This window comes from Streptococcus mitis (assembly GCF_047465045.1).
Lineage (GTDB): Bacteria > Bacillota > Bacilli > Lactobacillales > Streptococcaceae > Streptococcus > Streptococcus mitis_DT.
In genome coordinates this window covers 1-18,605 of the sequence record NZ_JASHAR010000013.1, presented here as the reverse complement: position 1 = coordinate 18,605, position 18,605 = coordinate 1, and the positions used below count along the sequence as shown (strand labels likewise).

At 42.2% G+C, this 18,605-nt stretch carries 15 protein-coding genes and 1 tRNA gene; 12 read left to right on the top strand and 4 right to left on the bottom strand.

What is annotated here, in order from left to right; genetic code table 11:
- Positions 1-60 precede the first annotated feature (60 nt).
- Genes QM409_RS07505 through QM409_RS07495 form a run of 3 tightly spaced genes read left to right on the top strand, consistent with a single transcriptional unit; the run spans position 61 to position 2,403 of the window.
- Positions 61-1,191, top strand: a complete 1,131-nt coding sequence (locus QM409_RS07505; RefSeq protein ID WP_414305441.1) for an N-acetyldiaminopimelate deacetylase — start codon at positions 61-63, stop codon at positions 1,189-1,191.
- Between the two features lie 11 nt (positions 1,192-1,202).
- Positions 1,203-1,742, top strand: a complete 540-nt coding sequence (locus QM409_RS07500) for a 5-formyltetrahydrofolate cyclo-ligase (RefSeq protein ID WP_153210476.1) — start codon at positions 1,203-1,205, stop codon at positions 1,740-1,742.
- Positions 1,726-2,403: a rhomboid family protein gene (locus QM409_RS07495; RefSeq protein WP_414305442.1), complete on the top strand. Its 678-nt coding sequence runs from the start codon at positions 1,726-1,728 to the stop codon at positions 2,401-2,403. The genes QM409_RS07500 and QM409_RS07495 overlap by 17 nt, the downstream gene beginning before the upstream one ends.
- A 217-nt stretch (positions 2,404-2,620) precedes the next feature.
- Here QM409_RS07495 and galU read toward each other — a convergent pair whose 3' ends face one another.
- From galU to argS, 4 genes are all read right to left on the bottom strand, one after another.
- Complete coding sequence (gene galU / locus QM409_RS07490; protein ID WP_153210474.1) at positions 2,621-3,520, bottom strand: UTP--glucose-1-phosphate uridylyltransferase GalU; 900 nt, start codon at positions 3,518-3,520, stop codon at positions 2,621-2,623.
- A gap of 21 nt (positions 3,521-3,541) precedes the next feature.
- Positions 3,542-4,558, bottom strand: coding sequence for an NAD(P)H-dependent glycerol-3-phosphate dehydrogenase (locus QM409_RS07485; RefSeq protein ID WP_020903403.1), 1,017 nt, complete (start codon positions 4,556-4,558; stop codon positions 3,542-3,544).
- A 169-nt stretch (positions 4,559-4,727) separates the two neighbouring features.
- Positions 4,728-4,973 carry a hypothetical protein gene (locus tag QM409_RS07480; RefSeq protein ID WP_020903404.1) on the bottom strand — a complete coding sequence of 82 codons (246 nt, stop codon included), beginning with the start codon at positions 4,971-4,973 and terminating at the stop codon, positions 4,728-4,730.
- A 458-nt stretch (positions 4,974-5,431) separates the two neighbouring features.
- Positions 5,432-7,123, bottom strand: coding sequence for an arginine--tRNA ligase (gene argS, locus QM409_RS07475; RefSeq protein ID WP_261029225.1), 1,692 nt, complete (start codon positions 7,121-7,123; stop codon positions 5,432-5,434).
- 135 nt (positions 7,124-7,258) lie between these two features.
- On the opposite strand from argS, the gene argR reads away from it, so the two are divergent.
- The 9 genes from argR (at position 7,259) to QM409_RS07430 (ending at position 18,579) form a co-directional block, all read left to right on the top strand.
- On the top strand, positions 7,259-7,705 hold the full coding sequence (gene argR, locus QM409_RS07470; RefSeq protein WP_001231476.1) for an arginine repressor: 447 nt from the start codon (positions 7,259-7,261) through the stop codon (positions 7,703-7,705).
- Between the two features lie 50 nt (positions 7,706-7,755).
- Positions 7,756-10,290: a DNA mismatch repair protein MutS gene (gene mutS / locus QM409_RS07465; protein ID WP_261094535.1), complete on the top strand. Its 2,535-nt coding sequence runs from the start codon at positions 7,756-7,758 to the stop codon at positions 10,288-10,290.
- A gap of 146 nt (positions 10,291-10,436) precedes the next feature.
- A complete protein-coding gene (patA, locus tag QM409_RS07460; protein ID WP_414305443.1) occupies positions 10,437-12,143 on the top strand; it encodes a multidrug efflux ABC transporter subunit PatA in 1,707 nt (568 codons plus the stop codon).
- Between the two features lies 1 nt (position 12,144).
- Positions 12,145-13,911: a multidrug efflux ABC transporter subunit PatB gene (gene patB, locus QM409_RS07455; RefSeq protein ID WP_414305444.1), complete on the top strand. Its 1,767-nt coding sequence runs from the start codon at positions 12,145-12,147 to the stop codon at positions 13,909-13,911.
- 244 nt (positions 13,912-14,155) lie between these two features.
- Positions 14,156-14,845, top strand: coding sequence for a gamma-glutamyl-gamma-aminobutyrate hydrolase family protein (locus QM409_RS07450; RefSeq protein ID WP_033687443.1), 690 nt, complete (start codon positions 14,156-14,158; stop codon positions 14,843-14,845).
- A 168-nt stretch (positions 14,846-15,013) separates the two neighbouring features.
- Positions 15,014-16,363 carry a glucose-6-phosphate isomerase gene (locus tag QM409_RS07445; protein WP_414305445.1) on the top strand — a complete coding sequence of 450 codons (1,350 nt, stop codon included), beginning with the start codon at positions 15,014-15,016 and terminating at the stop codon, positions 16,361-16,363.
- Positions 16,364-16,490: 127 nt separating this feature from the next.
- The gene (gltX, locus tag QM409_RS07440) at positions 16,491-17,951 is read left to right on the top strand and encodes a glutamate--tRNA ligase (RefSeq protein ID WP_414305446.1); all 1,461 of its coding nucleotides are present in this window, start codon (positions 16,491-16,493) and stop codon (positions 17,949-17,951) included.
- 13 nt (positions 17,952-17,964) lie between these two features.
- Positions 17,965-18,396 carry a cytidine deaminase family protein gene (locus tag QM409_RS07435; RefSeq protein ID WP_414305447.1) on the top strand — a complete coding sequence of 144 codons (432 nt, stop codon included), beginning with the start codon at positions 17,965-17,967 and terminating at the stop codon, positions 18,394-18,396.
- A gap of 111 nt (positions 18,397-18,507) precedes the next feature.
- Positions 18,508-18,579 (top strand) — tRNA-Glu (locus QM409_RS07430).
- Positions 18,580-18,605: the final 26 nt, after the last annotated feature.

Below are 18,605 nucleotides of genomic sequence, written 5' to 3'. Positions count from 1 at the left end.
AGTAATAAAGAGGCGGAACCCTTCTTCCAGCCTCTTTCTGCTATATCGGAGGATAGATAGATGTTAGATTTGATTCAGACTAGACGAGATTTGCACCAGATTCCAGAGATTGGCTTGGAGGAGTTTAAGACTCATGCTTATTTGCTGGATGTGATTGAGAAATTGACTGCGGGCAAGGAGTTTGTTCAAGTTCGTACTTGGCGGACAGGGATTTTGGTTTATTTGCAGGGAAGTCAACCAGAGCGAACCATTGGTTGGAGAACAGATATTGATGGCCTGCCTATCGTCGAACAAACAGACCTTCCTTTCGCTTCTCAGCACCAAGGTCGTATGCACGCTTGTGGCCATGATTTCCACATGACTATTGCTTTGGGCTGTCTTGAGCGAGCCCTTGAGGAGCAACCAAAGAATAATCTGCTCTTTCTTTTTCAGCCTGCTGAAGAAAATGAAGCTGGAGGCATGCTTATGTATGAGGATGGTGCTTTTGGAGATTGGTTACCAGATCAATTTTATGGCCTCCATGTTCGACCAGATTTGAAAGTCGGCCAGATTGCGACTAATACTCATACACTCTTTGCAGGGACCTGTGAGGTGAAGATTCGTTTCAAAGGCAAAGGTGGCCACGCAGCCTTTCCACATGAAGCTAATGACGCCTTGGTGGCTGCTAGTTACTTTGTGACCCAAGTACAGTCAGTTGTCAGCCGCAATGTTAATCCAATCGAGGGAGCAGTGGTGACCTTTGGTCTTTTCCAAGCTGGAACAACCAATAATGTCATCACAGACACAGCCTTTTTGCATGGAACCATTCGGGCCTTGACTCAAGATATGAGTCTCTTGGTGCAAAAGCGGGTCAAAACAGTTGCAGAAGGAGTTGCAGCCGCCTTTGGTATGGAAGTCGAAGTGGAACTCAAGCAAGGTGGTTACCTGCCTGTTGAGAACCATCCAGCCTTGGCGCGTGAACTGATGGACTTCTTTGAAGAGAAAGACGGAATCGAGTTGATTGATATCGAGCCTGCTATGACTGGTGAGGACTTTGGTTATCTCCTTTCAAAGGTTAATGGCGTTATGTTTTGGTTAGGTATCGATAGTCCCTACGCCCTTCATCACCCTCAGATGAGTCCTAAGGAAGAAGCATTAGCTATTGGGGTGGATGCGGTCTCTAGTTTCCTGAAAAAGAAGACAGCAGAGTAGAGGGGTTGTCTATGAAATCGGAATTACGTAAGCAAGTCTTGCAAGAAATGAAGGCTTTACCTCTAGAGCAAAAACAGTTTATAGACCAAGCTTTAACCGAGCGAATTTTACAACACCCCCTTTATCAAGAAGCTAAGACCATCGCAAGCTACCTCTCTTTTCCTCATGAGTTTCAAACACAGGAACTGATAGAGCAGGCGCTGAAGGACGGCAAGAAGGTTCTGATACCTAAAACCTATCCCAAGGGTCACATGAAGTTTGTAGTTTATGATCCGCAGCAGTTGGTAAAAACTTCCTTTGGCTTACTGGAACCACAGGGAGATTTGGAAGTAGTGGATGCCTCTCAGATTGATTTGATTCATGTTCCTGGTCTGGCTTTTACGACGGAAGGATATCGGATTGGATACGGTGGAGGTTATTATGATCGCTATCTGAAACATTTTTCTGGTCATACTTTGAGTACGGTTTATCCTAGTCAAGTCCAGGACTTTATCCCTGAAAAGCATGATATTCCTGTTCAGGAGGTATTAATTGATGAAGGAAATCTTTGATAGACGTTACCCTGTGACGAGTTTCTTCCTTTTAGTGACGACCTTGGTGTTTCTACTAATGCTGGTGACTGCAGGCGGAAACTTTGACAGGGCGGATACATTATTTCGATTTGGAGCCATGTATGGGCCGGCTATTCGCCTCTTTCCTGAGCAGGTTTGGCGTCTCTTCTCTGCCATTTTTGTTCATATTGGGTGGGAACATTTCATTGTTAATATGCTGTCTATTTATTATCTTGGTAGGCAAGTAGAGGAGAATTTCGGATCCAAGAAGTTTTTCTTTCTCTATCTTTTATCAGGAATGATGGGCAATCTCTTTGTTTTTGTATTTAGTCCTAAATCCTTAGCAGCAGGCGCCTCTACCTCTCTTTATGGGCTATTTGCCGCGATTATCATTCTTCGCTATGCAACGCGTAATCCTTATATCCAGCAGTTGGGGCAATCCTATCTGACACTTTTTGTGGTTAACATTATTGGAAGTGTTCTGATTCCAGGAATCAGTCTAGCAGGTCATATCGGGGGAGCAGTTGGTGGAGCATTTCTAGCAATTATCTTTCCAGTTCGAGGAGAAAGACGGATGTATAGCGCTAGTCAGAGACTGGTAGCGTTAGTGTTGTTCGTGGGACTCTCAGTCTTACTTATCTACAAGGGAATGGGGTTGTGAGAGCTTATAATAATAGTTGTGTAATGAAAAAAGATAAGGCATTTTTGAACCTTATCTTTTTTTGTTTTATACTCAATGAAAATCAAAGAGCAAACTAGGAAACTAGCAGCAGGTTGCTCAAAGCACTGCTTTGAGGCTGTAGATAGAACTGACGAAGTCAGTAACATATATACGGCAAGGTGAAGCTAACGTGGTTTGAAGAGATTTTCGAAGAGTATTATTCCTTCTCAGCTAATTCTTTTCCCAGTTGGATGAGGTAATCTTTCAAGTCATCTTTGACTTGTGGGTGTTTGAGGGCGTAGTCAATAGATGTTTTCATAAAGCCGAATTTATCCCCAACGTCGTAACGAGCTCCTGTAAATTCACGAGCGAAAACACGTTGTGTTTTATTGAGAGTATCGATTGCATCAGTAAGCTGAATCTCATTTCCAGCACCAGGAGCTTGATTTTCGAGGATCTCAAAAATTTCTGGTGTGAGCAGATAACGACCGATAATAGCTAGATCACTTGGAGCCTCCTCTGGAGCTGGTTTTTCAACGAAAGTTTCAACGCTGTAGAGACCATTAATCCCTTCACCTTGAGGAGCGATAACTCCATATGATGAAACGTCTTCGTGTGGTACGGGCATGACAGCAATGGTTGATGCATGTGTCTTTTCGTAATCATTCATCAGTTGTTTTGTCAATGGGATAGCCTTGTCGTTAGTAATGTCCATAAGGTCATCACCCAGCATAACAACAAAAGGTTCATTTCCTACAAAAGCTTTGGCTTGTAAGACAGCGTCTCCAAGACCACGAGGGTGAGTTTGGCGGATGAAATGAAGGCGCATACCAGTTGTTTCGTCTACCAATTTTAGCAAGTCGTGTTTGCCTTTTTCTTTGAGGTTGTACTCAAGCTCAAAGTTTGAGTCAAAGTGGTCTTCAATAGAACGTTTTGATTTACCAGTGACAACCAGAATATCTTCAATACCTGATTTGAGAGCCTCTTCCACGATAAACTGGATAGTTGGTTTGTCCACAATTGGCAACATTTCTTTAGCAAGTGCTTTGGTTGCTGGTAAAAATCGAGTCCCGAGTCCAGCGGCAGGGATGACTGCCTTTCTAACTTTTGATGTCATAAGAATCCTTTCTTTAGAGAGTTAAGACCACTCATTTTCTGCCTTAAATTCATTGTTCATGATGTCATAAATGGCATCTTTGATATTAGTTCCGTGGTAAATAACTTGGTAAATGGCTTGTGTAATCGGCATATAGACTCCAAGTTCTTGCGCTAGTTCATAGGCTGCTCGAGTCGTTGAAATTCCTTCAATCACCATGCCCATATTGGCTTCGATATCAGCTAGAGATTCTCCACGACCAAGAGCATCTCCGGCTCTCCAGTTACGAGAGTGGATGGAGGTTCCCGTTACGATCAAGTCTCCTACACCAGACAAGCCACTATAGGTCAATGGACTGGCACCGAGTGCTACTCCTAGGCGGGTAATTTCTGCCAAGCCTCGAGCGATGATGGCTGCCTTAGCGTTGTCACCAAATCCTAAACCATGTAAGGCTCCAGCACCGACAGCAATAATATTTTTAAGAGCACCAGCAGTTTCAACTCCAATAACATCCGTATTGGTATAAAGTCGGAAGTAGTGATTACTAAAGAGTTCTTGAACGTATTGAGCTGTTTGTAAATCTTTAGAAGCAGCAGTGATTAAAGTCAGGTCACGTACAATGGTTTCTTCCGCATGACTAGGTCCTGAAACAACGACAATATCACTGCGGAGATGTTCAGGAATTTCTTCTTCAAGGATGGTTGACAATCGTTTATGGCTATCAGGTTCTAATCCCTTTGATGCGTGCATGATGATAGCCTTATGATCCAAGGTTTTTGCAACTTGTTGGGCAACAAGTCGTGTCACTTTTGTTGGGACAACAAACAAAATCGCATCCACATCTTTTAATGCCTCTGCTAAGTCAGTGTAGGCAATGATATTTTCATCTAGAACGACATCTTTAAAGTAGTGCTTGTTAGTATGATAGGTATTAATTTCATTGATTTGCTCGGGAAGATTTCCCCAAATACGTACCTCGTGTCCATTGTCATTTAAGACTTGTGAAAGGGCAGTTCCCCAAGAACCAGGCCCCAAGACGGCGACGGTTTGTTTTTCCATGTTTTCCTCCTTAATAGAGTCCTTTTCATTATTCTATCATATTCTAGAGGATTTTGCACTTGCATTACTGGGGAGTGGTGGCTTTGTTACTTGAAAAATACACAAAAACCGAGACGAAGGGACAAACTCTCAGTCTCGGTTTTTATATTCCTTAAAAGAATAGCTCGGTTTATTTCAATTGATCTGTAATGTCTTTTGACAGTAACATTCCCAGATGATAAGTTTTATTGATGTAAGCAATGACATCATTGATATTTTCAGTCGTGTGAATTTTCTCTTTGATATCACTCCTAAATGTTTCATCCTTTAAAAGTTGTTCTTGGTAGAGCCTTTGAAGTCTCTCCTTCTCGTACTTATTGAGCAGAAAAAGGAACACCAAGCTAATTACAACGAGGATATAAGCATATTGGCTCATAGGAAATCTCCCTGTATGATAAAGAAGTAGTAGTGAATAAATCGATTTAGTGGATCTAAAATAGCAGAACAAGTCAGCAAAACTTGATAAGATTTTTGATAGGCCTCTAAACCTAATTACGTATAGGATTTGGTCTTAGTTATTTAGACTGCTTTACAATTAAGTAATTAAAAGATTGCGACATAAGTCTAACCAAATCTCCGACAGGATTTGGTCTTAATTACTTAGACTGCTTTTTAATCAAGTAACTTGAAGCTTACGACATGAACCAAACCAAATCGATATTATTTGGTTTGGTGAATTAGTGAAGCGTTTAGGCAAGTGTCTCTGGTTACGACGTAAAGAAACATAAATCGATAATATTTATGTTTCTTTACTAGTGAAGCACCTAGCCAAATTCCTGATAGGATTTGGCGTTAGTTACTTAGATTGCTTTGCAATCAAGTAACTTTGGTGATTTACATCTTCTCTGGCGCTTCTACTCCAAGCAAGCGAAGGGCTTCTTTGAGAACGACTGCGGTTGCGTAGCTGAGAGCTAGACGGCTGTCGCGTTCTGGACTATCATCCAAGATACGTGTATGTGCATAGTATTTGTTAAAGGCTTGAGCCAGGCTAATTGCAAATTTAGCAATGATAGAAGGTTCAAAGTTATCCGCCGCACGGTTGATAATACGTGGGAAGTCTTGGATGAGTTTAATGATTTCCCAGCTTTCAGCATCATTTAAGCTGTAATTAGCCACTGTTTCTGGTTTGAAGTCTGCTTTACGTAAGATCGATTGGATACGAGCATAGGCATATTGTACATAAGGACCAGTTTCCCCCTCAAAGGATACCATAGCCTCTAAGTCGAAGTCGTATCCATTTGTACGGTCGGTTTTGAGGTCATAGAATTTAATGGCTCCAACCCCAACAGCATGTGCTACCTGGTCTTTGTTTTCTAGTTCAGGATTTTTAGCCTCGATTTGGGCCTTGGCACGGCTAACAGCCTCTGCAACAGTAGGCTCTAGCAAGATGACATTCCCTTTACGAGTAGAGAGTTTTTTCCCTTCTTTTGTAACCAAACCAAAAGGAACATGAGTAATGTCTTCACTCCAGCCGTAGCCCATTTCTTTCAAGACAGCTTTGAGTTGTTTAAAGTGGGCAGATTGTTCTTGACCAACAACGTAGATAGATTTAGCAAATTGGTATTCGTTTTTACGGTAAAGGGCTGCAGCCAAGTCACGTGTAATATAGAGAGTTGCTCCATCAGATTTCTTGATGAGTGCAGGATGTTCAATTCCGTATTTCTCAAGATTCACAACTTGGGCACCTTCTGATTCAACAAGAAGGCCTTTTTCAGAAAGAATATCTACAACTGCATCCATCTTATCGTTGTAGAAGGCTTCTCCGTTGTAGCTGTCAAATTCGACTTGCAATTCATTGTAAAGGCGGTTAAATTCCACCAAACTTTCATCACGGAACCATTGCCAAAGTGCAAGAGCTTCCTCGTCTCCATTTTCAAGTTTACGGAACCATTCGCGTGCTTCTTCATCCAAGCTAGGGTCATTTTCAGCCTCAGCGTTGATGCGGACATAGAGTTTAAGAAGTTCATCGATTGGATGAGCTTTTACAGCTTCTTCGTCGCCCCATTTTTTGTAGGCAACAATCAACATCCCAAACTGTTTACCCCAGTCTCCCAAGTGGTTGACCTTGACCGTTTGATAACCGATTTTTTGGAAAATATGTGATAAGCTATCTCCGATAACAGTTGAGCGTAGGTGACCAATAGAAAATGGTTTAGCGATATTGGGACTAGACATATCGATAACAACATTTTCTTGTTTGCCAATAGTTTGGTCAGCATAGTGTTCTTTTTGAGTGATAACAGCTTGCAATACTTGAGCAGAAATGGCAGATTTATCAAGGAAAAAATTGACGTAAGGTCCTGTTGCGACAACCTTTTCAAAGGCTTGGCTGTTAATTTTTTCAGCCAGTTCAGCCGCAATCATTTGAGGTGCTTTACGTTCGACTTTTGCAAGTGAAAAAGCAGGGAAAGCGATGTCTCCCATTTCTGAGTTTTTAGGGGTTTCCAGTAAATTTAAAATAGCCTCTTGGTCCAGGCTATCAATGACGCTAGCCAATTTGCTAGCAATCAATTCTTTTGTATTCATTAAGAGCTCCTTTTTGGACTTTTCTACTATTTTATCACAATTTTAAAGAAAGAAGAAAAAATTTTTGAAATCTCCTATTTTTTTGGTATAATATAGTTATAAAATTAGTTATAAATATGCATATAAGAGGATTTTATGAGAAAAAGAGATCGTCATCAGTTAATAAAAAAAATGATTACTGAGGAGAAATTAAGTACACAAAAAGAAATTCAAGATCGGTTGGAAGCGCACAATGTCTTTGTGACGCAGACAACCCTGTCTCGTGATTTGCGCGAAATCGGCTTGACCAAGGTCAAGAAAAATGATATGGTGTATTATGTACTAGCAAATGAGACAGAAAAGATTGATTTGGTGGAATTTTTGTCTCATCATTTAGAAGGCGTTGCAAGAGCAGAGTTTACCTTGGTACTTCATACCAAATTGGGCGAAGCCTCTGTTTTGGCAAATATTGTAGATGCAAACAAGGATGAATGGATTTTAGGAACAGTTGCTGGTGCCAATACCTTATTGGTCATTTGTCGAGACCAGCACGTTGCCAAACTCATGGAAGATCGTTTGCTAGATCTGATGAAAGATAAGTAAGGTCTTGGGAGTTGCTCTCAAGACTTATTTTTGACAAGGAGAGACGGAAAATGGCGACAGAAAAGCTATCACCCGGCATGCAACAGTATGTGGATATTAAAAAGCAATATCCAGATGCTTTTTTGCTCTTTCGGATGGGTGATTTTTATGAATTATTTTATGAGGATGCGGTCAATGCTGCGCAGATTCTGGAAATTTCCTTAACGAGTCGCAACAAGAATGCCGACAATCCGATTCCTATGGCGGGTGTCCCCTATCATTCTGCCCAGCAGTATATAGATGTCTTGATTGAGCAGGGCTATAAGGTAGCTATCGCAGAGCAGATGGAAGATCCTAAACAAGCAGTTGGGGTTGTGAAACGAGAGGTTGTTCAGGTCATTACGCCAGGGACAGTGGTCGATAGCAGTAAGCCGGATAGTCAGAACAATTTCTTGGTTGCTATAGACCGTGATGGCAGTCAATTTGGCTTAGCTTATATGGACCTGGTGACGGGTGACTTTTATGTGACAGGTCTTTTGGATTTCACGCTGGTTTGTGGGGAAATCCGTAATCTCAAGGCGCGCGAAGTGGTGCTGGGCTATGACTTGTCTGAGGAAGAAGAACAAATCCTCAGTCGTCAGATGAATCTGGTGCTTTCTTATGAAAAAGAAGGCTTTGAAGACCTTCATTTACTGGATTCACGATTGGCAGCTGTGGAGCAAGCGGCATCTAGTAAGCTACTCCAGTATGTTCATCGGACTCAGATGAGGGAATTGAACCACCTCAAACCTGTTATCCACTATGAAATCAAGGATTTCTTGCAGATGGATTATGCGACCAAGGCTAGTCTGGATTTGGTTGAGAATGCTCGCTCGGGTAAGAAACAAGGCAGTCTTTTCTGGCTTTTGGATGAAACCAAAACTGCTATGGGAATGCGGCTCTTGCGTTCTTGGATTCATCGCCCCTTGATTGATAAGGAGCGAATCGTCCAACGTCAAGAAGTGGTGCAGGTCTTCCTCGACCATTTCTTTGAGCGTAGTGATTTGACAGACAGTCTCAAGGGTGTCTATGATATCGAACGCTTGGCTAGTCGTGTTTCTTTTGGTAAAACCAATCCCAAGGATCTCTTGCAGTTGGCGACCACCTTATCCAGTGTGCCACGGATTCGTGCGATTTTAGAAGGGATGGAGCAACCTGCTCTAGCTTATCTCATCGCACAATTGGATGGAATCCCTGAGTTGGAGAGTTTGATTAGCGCAGCGATTGCTCCTGAAGCCCCTCATGTGATTACAGATGGAGGAATCATTCGGACTGGATTTGATGAGACTTTAGACAAGTACCGTCGCGTTCTCAGAGAAGGGACTAGCTGGATTGCTGAGATTGAGGCCAAGGAGCGAGAAAATTCTGGTATCAGCACGCTCAAGATTGACTACAATAAGAAGGATGGCTACTATTTCCATGTGACCAATTCTCAACTGGGAAATGTGCCTGCTCACTTTTTCCGCAAGGCGACGCTGAAAAACTCAGAACGTTTTGGAACCGAAGAATTAGCCCGTATCGAAGGAGATATGCTGGAGGCGCGTGAAAAGTCAGCAAACCTAGAGTATGAAATTTTTATGCGCATCCGTGAGGAAGTCAGTAAGTATATCCAGCGTTTGCAGGCTCTAGCTCAAGGAATTGCGACAGTTGATGTCTTACAGAGTCTGGCGGTTGTGGCTGAAACCCAGCATTTGATTCGGCCAGAGTTCGGAGAGGATTCGCGAATTGATATCCAGAAAGGGCGCCATGCTGTCGTTGAAAAGGTTATGGGGGCTCAGACCTATATTCCAAATACGATTCAGATGGCAGAAGATACCAGTATTCAACTGATTACAGGGCCCAACATGAGCGGAAAGTCAACCTATATGCGTCAGTTAGCCATGACGTCGGTTATGGCCCAGATGGGGTCTTATGTGCCAGCAGAAAGCGCCCATTTACCGATTTTTGATGCGATTTTTACCCGTATCGGAGCAGCAGATGACTTGGTTTCAGGTCAATCAACCTTCATGGTAGAGATGATGGAGGCTAACAATGCCATTTCGCATGCGACCAAGGACTCTCTCATTCTCTTTGATGAATTGGGACGGGGAACTGCAACTTATGACGGGATGGCTCTTGCTCAGTCCATCATCGAATACATCCATGAGCACATCGGAGCTAAGACCCTCTTTGCGACCCACTACCATGAGTTGACTAGTCTGGAGTCTAGTTTACAACACTTGGTCAATGTCCACGTGGCAACCTTGGAGCAGGATGGGCAGGTCACCTTCCTTCACAAGATTGAACCAGGACCAGCTGATAAATCCTACGGTATCCATGTTGCCAAGATTGCTGGCTTGCCAGCAGACCTTTTAGCAAGGGCGGATAAGATTTTGACTCAGCTAGAGAGTCAAGGAACAGAAAGTCCTGCTCCCATGAGACAAACAAGTGCCGTCACTGAACAGATTTCACTCTTTGATACGACTGAAGAACATCCTGTCCTAGCAGAATTGTCTAAACTAGATGTTTATAACATGACACCTATGCAGGCTATGAATGTCTTGGTCGAGTTAAAACAAAAATTATAAAGTCAAGACTTGCCAGTCATTATAGCTATATCAAGGAGACTTCTTTGACAAGTTCCCACTTTTTTGCTAGAATAACATCACACGAACAGAATGAAAAGGAGCTGACGCATTGTCGCTCCCTTTTGTCTATTTTTTAAGGAGAAAGTATGCTGATTCAGAAAATAAAAACCTACAAGTGGCAGGCCTTGACTTCGCTCCTGATGACGGGCTTGATGGTTGCTAGTTCACTTCTGCAGCCGCGTTATCTGCAGGAAGTGTTAGATGCCCTCCTTGCTGGGAACTATGAAGCTATTTATAGTATCGGGGCTTGGTTGATTGGTGTGGCCCTGCTCGGTTTGGTTGCTGGTGGGCTCAATGTTGTCCTCGCAGCCTATATTGCCCAAGGAGTTTCATCTGACCTTCGGGAGGATGCCTTCCGTAAAATCCAAACCTTTTCTTATGCCAATATTGAACAATTTAATGCGGGAAATCTAGTCGTTCGCATGACAAATGATATTAACCAGATTCAGAACGTCGTCATGATGACCTTCCAAATTCTTTTCAGACTTCCCCTCTTGTTCATCGGTTCGTTTATCCTGGCGGTTCAAACCTTACCTTCTCTGTGGTGGGTGATTGTTCTCATGGTAATCTTGATTTTTGGTTTGACTGCTGTCATGATGGGTATGATGGGGCCTCGTTTTGCCAAGTTTCAAACCCTTCTTGAACGCATCAATGCCATTGCCAAGGAAAATTTGCGTGGCGTTCGTGTGGTCAAGTCCTTTGTCCAAGAAAAAGAGCAGTTTGCTAAGTTTACGGAGGTTTCAGACGAGCTACTCGGTCAAAATCTTTACATTGGTTATGCCTTTTCAGTAGTGGAACCTTTCATGATGTTGGTCGGTTATGGGGCGGTATTCCTCTCTATTTGGCTAGTTGCAGGGATGGTTCAGTCGGAACCGTCAGTTGTTGGCTCTATTGCTTCCTTTGTCAACTACCTGAGCCAGATTATCTTTACCATTGTTATGGTTGGATTTTTGGGAAATTCTGTCAGTCGTGCTATGATTTCTATGCGTCGTATTCGAGAAATTCTTGACGCAGAGCCAGCCATGACCTTCAAGGAAGTCCCAGATGAAGAGTTGGTCGGAAGTCTTAGCTTTGAAAATGTGACCTTTACCTATCCAATGGACAAGGAACCGATGCTGAAAGATGTGAGCTTTACTATTGAACCTGGTCAAATGGTTGGTGTAGTTGGAGCGACTGGTGCAGGAAAATCAACCTTGGCTCAATTGATTCCACGTCTCTTTGACCCACAGGAAGGGGCTATCAAAATCGGAGGCAAGGATATTCGCGAAGTGAGTGAAGGAACCCTGCGTAAAACAGTTTCTATCGTTCTTCAACGTGCCATTCTCTTCAGTGGAACGATTGCAGACAACTTGAGACAGGGTAAGGGAGATGCTACTCTATTTGAAATGGAACGCGCAGCTAATATTGCCCAGGCTAGTGAATTCATTCATCGTATGGAGAAAACCTTTGAAAGTCCAGTTGAGGAAAGGGGAACCAATTTCTCTGGTGGGCAAAAGCAAAGGATGTCGATTGCTCGTGGAATTGTCAGCAATCCGCGTATTCTGATTTTTGACGATTCAACCTCGGCCTTGGATGCCAAGTCAGAGCGCCTGGTCCAAGAAGCCTTGAATAAGGACTTGAAGGGAACAACAACCATTATCATCGCTCAAAAGATTAGCTCGGTTGTTCATGCAGATAAAATCTTGGTTCTAGATCAAGGACGATTGATTGGTCAAGGTACGCATGCAGACTTGGTTACCAACAATGCCGTTTACCGTGAAATCTATGAAACACAGAAAGGAAAGGAGGAGTAAAATGAAGACAGCTCAATTTTTTTGGAATTATTTTAAAGTCTATAAGTTATCATTTGTAGTTGTTATCCTGATGATTGTTCTGGCAACTCTTGCCCAAGCCCTCTTTCCGGTCTTTTCTGGACAAGCAGTGACGCAGCTAGCTAATTTAGTTCAAGCTTATCAAAATGGCAATCCAGAACTTGTTTGGCAAAGCCTATCAGGAATCATGGTCAATCTTGGTCTGCTAGTTTTGGTTCTATTTATCTCCAGTGTGATATACATGTGTCTCATGACGCGCGTGATTGCAGAATCGACCAACGAGATGCGCAAAGGCCTCTTTGGCAAGCTTGCTCGGTTGACTGTTTCTTTCTTTGACCGCCGACAAGATGGCGATATCCTGTCTCGTTTTACCAGTGATTTGGATAATATCCTCCAAGCTTTTAACGAAAGCTTGATTCAGGTCATGAGCAACATCGTTCTATACATTGGTCTGATTCTTGTCATGTTTTCGAGAAATGTGACGCTGGCCCTCATCACTATTGCCAGTACACCAGTGGCCTTTCTCATGCTGATTTTTATCGTGAAAATGGCACGGAAATATACCAACCTCCAGCAGAAAGAGGTAGGGAAGCTCAATGCCTATATGGATGAAAGTATCTCAGGTCAAAAAGCCGTGATTGTGCAAGGTATTCAAGAGGATATGATGGCAGGATTTTTTGAACAAAATGAGCGCGTGCGCAAGGCAACCTTTAAAGGAAGAATGTTCTCAGGAATTCTTTTCCCTGTCATGAATGGGATGAGTCTGGTCAACACAGCCATCGTCATCTTTGCTGGTTCAGCTGTACTTTTGAATGATAAGTCTATTGAAACAAGTACAGCCCTAGGTTTGATTGTTATGTTTGCCCAATTTTCTCAGCAGTACTACCAGCCTATTATTCAAGTTGCAGCTAGTTGGGGAAGCCTTCAGTTAGCCTTTACGGGGGCTGAACGGATTCAGGAAATGTTTGACGCAGAGGAAGAAATTCGACCTGAGAAGGCGCCGATCTTTACTAGGTTGCAAGAAGGTGTTGAAATTAGTCATATTGATTTTTCATACCTACCTGATAAACCTATTTTGAAAGATGTCAGCATTTCTGCCCCTAAAGGCCAGATGACAGCAGTTGTTGGTCCGACTGGGTCAGGGAAAACGACTATTATGAACCTCATCAATCGCTTTTATGATGTTGATGCTGGTGGTATTTATTTTGACGGCAAAGATATCCGTGACTATGATTTAGATAGTCTTAGAAGCAAGGTGGGGATTGTCTTGCAAGATTCGGTCTTGTTTAGCGGAACCATTCGAGACAATATCCGTTTCGGTGTACCAGATGCTAGTCAAGAAATGGTTGAGGCAGCAGCCAAGGCAACCCATATTCATGACTATATCGAAAGCTTACCTGACAAATACGATACCCTTATTGATGATGATCAAAGCATCTTCTCGACAGGGCAAAAACAATTGATTTCTATCGCTCGAACCTTGATGACAGATCCAGAAGTTCTCATTCTAGATGAAGCAACTTCAAACGTAGATACGGTGACAGAAAGCAAGATTCAGCATGCCATGGAGGCAGTTGTAGCAGGTAGAACCAGTTTTGTCATTGCCCATCGCTTGAAAACCATTCTCAATGCAGACCAGATTATTGTCCTCAAAGATGGAGGAGTCATTGAACGTGGTAATCACCATGAACTAATAAAACTAGGTGGATTCTACTCAGAACTCTATCACAATCAATTTGTCTTTGAATAAGAAAGAAGTTGTCCTATGTGGGCAGCTTTTTCTTGTTCATAAAAAATATTTATCACGGACTTAAAAAAAACATATTAGACGAAAGGCATTTTGAGTGATATGATAGGACTATCGTTATACTCAATGAAAATCAAAGAGCAAACTAGGAAGCTAGCCGCAAGCTGTACTTGAGTACGGTAAGGCGACGCTGACGTGGTTTGAATTTGATTTTCGAAGAGTATTAACATTCGAAAGGAGAGACATCATGACTAGAACGGTTGTAGGAGTTGCTGCAAATCTATGTCCTGTAGACGCAGAAGGAAAAAACATTCATTCATCTGTATCTTGTAGATTCGCAGAGAGCATTCGTCAAGTCGGTGGTCTCCCTTTAGTCATTCCTGTTGGTGATGAGTCAGTTGTACGCGATTATGTGGAAATGATTGACAAGCTTATTTTGACAGGCGGTCAAAATGTCCACCCTCAGTTTTATGGAGAGAAAAAGACCATTGAGAGCGATGATTACAATCTAGTACGTGATGAGTTTGAATTGGCCCTCTTGAAAGAAGCGCTTCGTCAGAATAAACCAATTATGGCAATCTGTCGCGGTGTTCAACTTGTCAATGTTGCCTTTGGTGGAACCCTCAATCAAGAAATCGAAGGTCACTGGCAAGGACTACCTTTCGGAACATCTCACTCTATTGAGACAGTAGAAGGAAGCGTGGTGGCCAAGCTATTTGGAAAAGAAAGTCAGGTTAACTCGGTCCATCGTCAAAGCATTAAAGATTTGGCACCTAATTTCCGCGTAACCGCTATTGATCCAAGAGACCAGACCATCGAAGCGATTGAGTCTATCGACGAGCACCGCATCATCGGTTTGCAGTGGCATCCAGAGTTTCTGGTTAATGAAGAAGATGGCAATTTAGAATTATTTGAGTATTTATTGAATGAACTGTAACGACTGGACATCTAGTCGTTCTTTCTTTTATTTTTTCAAAATTTTTGGAATGTGGGATTTTTACGCAAACGTTTGAATTCTGATAAAAATTGGAGAAATTCGACAAAAAGCTTGAAAAAAACGAAGGTAAGCGTTATGATAGAAAAGAAGAAATATTGGAGGAATAACATGTCACATATTAAATTTGATTATTCAAAAGTTTTAGACAAATTTGTTGCACCACATGAAGTGGAATACATGCAATCACAAGTAACAGCAGCAGATGAATTGATCCGTAAAGGAACTGGTGCTGGTAGCGACTTCTTGGGATGGTTGGACCTTCCTGAAAACTACGACCGTGAAGAATTTGACCGCATCTTGAAAGCTGCTGAGCAAATCAAATCAGACAGCGATGTTTTGGTTGTGATCGGTATCGGTGGATCTTACCTTGGTGCAAAAGCAGCAATCGACTTCTTGAATCACCATTTTGCTAACTTGCAAACAAAAGAAGAACGCAAGGCTCCACAAATCCTTTACGCTGGAAACTCAATCTCATCTACTTACCTTGCTGACTTGGTAGAGTACGTAGCTGATAGAGATTTCTCAGTAAACGTGATTTCTAAATCAGGTACAACAACTGAACCAGCTATTGCTTTCCGTGTCTTCAAAGAACTTTTGGTTAAGAAATACGGTCAAGAAGAAGCCAACAAACGTATCTATGCAACAACTGACCGCCAAAAAGGTGCTGTTAAGGTTGAAGCAGACGCTAACGGTTGGGAAACATTTGTTGTTCCAGATGATATCGGTGGACGTTTCTCAGTATTGACAGCTGTTGGTTTGCTTCCAATCGCAGCATCAGGAGCTGACATCAAAGCCCTTATGGAAGGTGCGAATGCAGCTCGCAAAGACTACACTTCAGATAAAATCTCTGAAAACGAAGCTTACCAATACGCAGCAGTTCGTAACATTCTTTACCGTAAAGGCTATGCAACTGAGATCTTGGTAAACTACGAGCCATCACTTCAATACTTCTCAGAATGGTGGAAACAATTGGCTGGTGAATCAGAAGGAAAAGACCAAAAAGGTATCTATCCAACTTCAGCCAACTTCTCAACTGACTTGCACTCACTTGGTCAATTTATCCAAGAAGGAACTCGTATCATGTTTGAAACAGTTGTCCGTGTTGACAAACCTCGTAAAAACGTGATTATCCCTAGCTTGGAAGAAGACCTTGATGGACTTGGTTACCTTCAAGGAAAAGACGTTGACTTTGTAAACAAAAAAGCGACTGATGGTGTTCTTCTTGCCCACACAGATGGTGACGTACCAAACATGTACGTGACTCTTCCAGAGCAAGACGCTTTCACTCTTGGTTATACAATCTACTTCTTCGAATTGGCTATCGCCCTTTCTGGTTACTTGAATGCTATCAACCCATTTGACCAACCAGGTGTTGAAGCTTATAAACGTAACATGTTTGCCCTTCTTGGAAAACCAGGATTTGAAGAATTGAGCAAAGAACTTAACGCACGTCTATAATAGAAGAAAAGAGTGGCTTGTCCACTCTTTTTACTCTCTTTATCCATAGAAATTGGCCTCAGCCAAGACTTGTGATATAATATAGAGAGCAAAAAGGCAGACGCCTAGAGACTTTATAGGAGAAACTATGTCAAAAGATATCCGCGTACGTTACGCACCAAGTCCAACAGGACTACTACACATCGGGAATGCCCGTACAGCATTGTTCAACTACCTTTACGCACGTCATCATGGTGGAACTTTTATTATCCGTATCGAAGATACTGACCGTAAACGCCATGTCGAAGATGGTGAACGTTCACAACTTAAAAACCTTCGTTGGTTAGGTATGGATTGGGATGAAAGCCCAGAAACACATGAAAATTACCGCCAGTCTGAGCGTTTGGACTTGTATCAAAAATTCATCGATCAATTGCTAGTTGAAGGAAAAGCCTACAAATCTTACGTTACAGAAGAAGAGTTGGCAACTGAACGCGAACGCCAAAAAGCAGCTGGTGAAACACCTCGCTACATTAACGAATACCTTGGTATGAGTGAAGAAGAAAAAGCAGCTTACATCGCAGAACGTGAAGCAGCTGGTATCATTCCAACAGTTCGTTTGGCGGTCAATGAGTCAGGTATCTACAAGTGGCATGATATGGTTAAAGGTGATATCGAATTTGAAGGTGGCAATATTGGTGGTGACTGGGTTATCCAAAAGAAAGACGGCTACCCAACTTACAACTTTGCCGTTGTTATCGATGACCACGATATGCAAATCTCTCACGTTATTCGTGGAGACGACCACATTGCTAATACGCCAAAACAGCTTATGGTCTATGAAGCGCTTGGTTGGGAAGCTCCAGAGTTCGGTCACATGACCTTGATTATCAACTCTGAGACTGGTAAGAAGTTATCTAAACGTGATACTAATACACTTCAATTTATCGAAGATTACCGAAAGAAAGGTTACCTTCCAGAAGCAGTCTTTAACTTTATTGCTCTTCTTGGTTGGAACCCAGGTGGAGAAAATGAAATTTTCTCTCGTGAAGAACTCATTAAACTTTTCGATGAAAACCGCCTGAGCAAGTCTCCAGCAGCCTTTGACCAGAAAAAGCTAGACTGGATGAGCAATGATTATATCAAGAATGCAGATCTAGAAACGATCTTTGAAATGGCAAAACCATTCTTAGAGGAAGCAGGCCGTTTAACTGACAAAGCTGAAAAACTAGTTGAGCTCTATAAACCACAAATGAAATCAGTAGATGAAATTATTCCATTGACAGATCTCTTCTTCTCAGATTTCCCAGAATTGACAGAAGCAGAACGCGAAGTCATGGCGGAGGCAACAGTCCCAACAGTTCTTGAAGCCTTCAAAGCAAAACTTGAGGCGATGAGAGATGATGAATTTGTAACAGAGAATATCTTCCCACAAATCAAAGCTGTTCAAAAAGAAACAGGTATTAAAGGGAAAAATCTTTTCATGCCTATTCGTATCGCTGTTTCAGGTGAAATGCATGGACCAGAATTACCAGATACGATCTTCTTGTTAGGTCGCGAAAAATCAATCCAACATATCGAAAACATGCTAAAAGAAATCTCTAAATAAAAAGGATGCAACAATGGACATCTGGGAAAAGATGTACGAAGAAGCACAGAAACTATACAATCCACATGAAGTATCTGATTTTGTTTATGCTAATCATGTCGTTGCCGCAGTAGAAGCAGAAGATGGACAAATATTTACAGGATTCTGTATGGAGGGAACCTGTGGTGTTTTCCATCTCTGCGCAGAGCGGGCAGCACTCTTCAATATGTACCAATTTTCGGGACAAACTAAGGTTAAAAAAGTCTTAGCCTTTCGAGACAAACCACCTTATGGTGGAAGTTCGGGTATGCCTTGTGGCGCTTGCAGAGAGTTCCTCTTAGAGTTGAACGCTGAAAATAAGGATGCAGAATTCATGATGGACTACAATAGAAGAAAGACTGTTAAAATTGCAGAATTAATGCCCTATTGGTGGGGAGAAGAACGTGCTTCTAAGTTTGATAAGTAATAAAAGAGTCAGTATAATTCTGGCTCTTTTTACTTAACTTGAAAAAAGATAAAAAAAGTAGTTGACAAGTCTGAAAAAGTCTGTATAATAGTAAGAGTTGAAAACAACTCTGGTCCGTTGGTCAAGGGGTTAAGACACCGCCTTTTCACGGCGGTAACACGGGTTCGAATCCCGTACGGACTATGGTATGTTGCGGATGGAACACTTGA

Bases quoted from the DNA above. Each gene is read 5' to 3' on its own strand.
- argR (WP_001231476.1), top strand. From the start codon at position 7,259: ATGAGAAAAAGAGATCGTCATCAGTTAATAAAAAAAATGATTACTGAG.
- patA (WP_414305443.1), top strand. From the start codon at position 10,437: ATGCTGATTCAGAAAATAAAAACCTACAAGTGGCAGGCCTTGACTTCG.
- QM409_RS07495 (WP_414305442.1), top strand. From the start codon at position 1,726: ATGAAGGAAATCTTTGATAGACGTTACCCTGTGACGAGTTTCTTCCTT.
- QM409_RS07505 (WP_414305441.1), top strand. From the start codon at position 61: ATGTTAGATTTGATTCAGACTAGACGAGATTTGCACCAGATTCCAGAG.
- QM409_RS07485 (WP_020903403.1), bottom strand. From the start codon at position 4,558: ATGGAAAAACAAACCGTCGCCGTCTTGGGGCCTGGTTCTTGGGGAACT.
- mutS (WP_261094535.1), top strand. From the start codon at position 7,756: ATGGCGACAGAAAAGCTATCACCCGGCATGCAACAGTATGTGGATATT.
- QM409_RS07435 (WP_414305447.1), top strand. From the start codon at position 17,965: ATGGACATCTGGGAAAAGATGTACGAAGAAGCACAGAAACTATACAAT.
- QM409_RS07480 (WP_020903404.1), bottom strand. From the start codon at position 4,973: ATGAGCCAATATGCTTATATCCTCGTTGTAATTAGCTTGGTGTTCCTT.
- galU (WP_153210474.1), bottom strand. From the start codon at position 3,520: ATGACATCAAAAGTTAGAAAGGCAGTCATCCCTGCCGCTGGACTCGGG.
- gltX (WP_414305446.1), top strand. From the start codon at position 16,491: ATGTCAAAAGATATCCGCGTACGTTACGCACCAAGTCCAACAGGACTA.
- QM409_RS07445 (WP_414305445.1), top strand. From the start codon at position 15,014: ATGTCACATATTAAATTTGATTATTCAAAAGTTTTAGACAAATTTGTT.
- QM409_RS07500 (WP_153210476.1), top strand. From the start codon at position 1,203: ATGAAATCGGAATTACGTAAGCAAGTCTTGCAAGAAATGAAGGCTTTA.
- argS (WP_261029225.1), bottom strand. From the start codon at position 7,123: ATGAATACAAAAGAATTGATTGCTAGCAAATTGGCTAGCGTCATTGAT.
- patB (WP_414305444.1), top strand. From the start codon at position 12,145: ATGAAGACAGCTCAATTTTTTTGGAATTATTTTAAAGTCTATAAGTTA.
- QM409_RS07450 (WP_033687443.1), top strand. From the start codon at position 14,156: ATGACTAGAACGGTTGTAGGAGTTGCTGCAAATCTATGTCCTGTAGAC.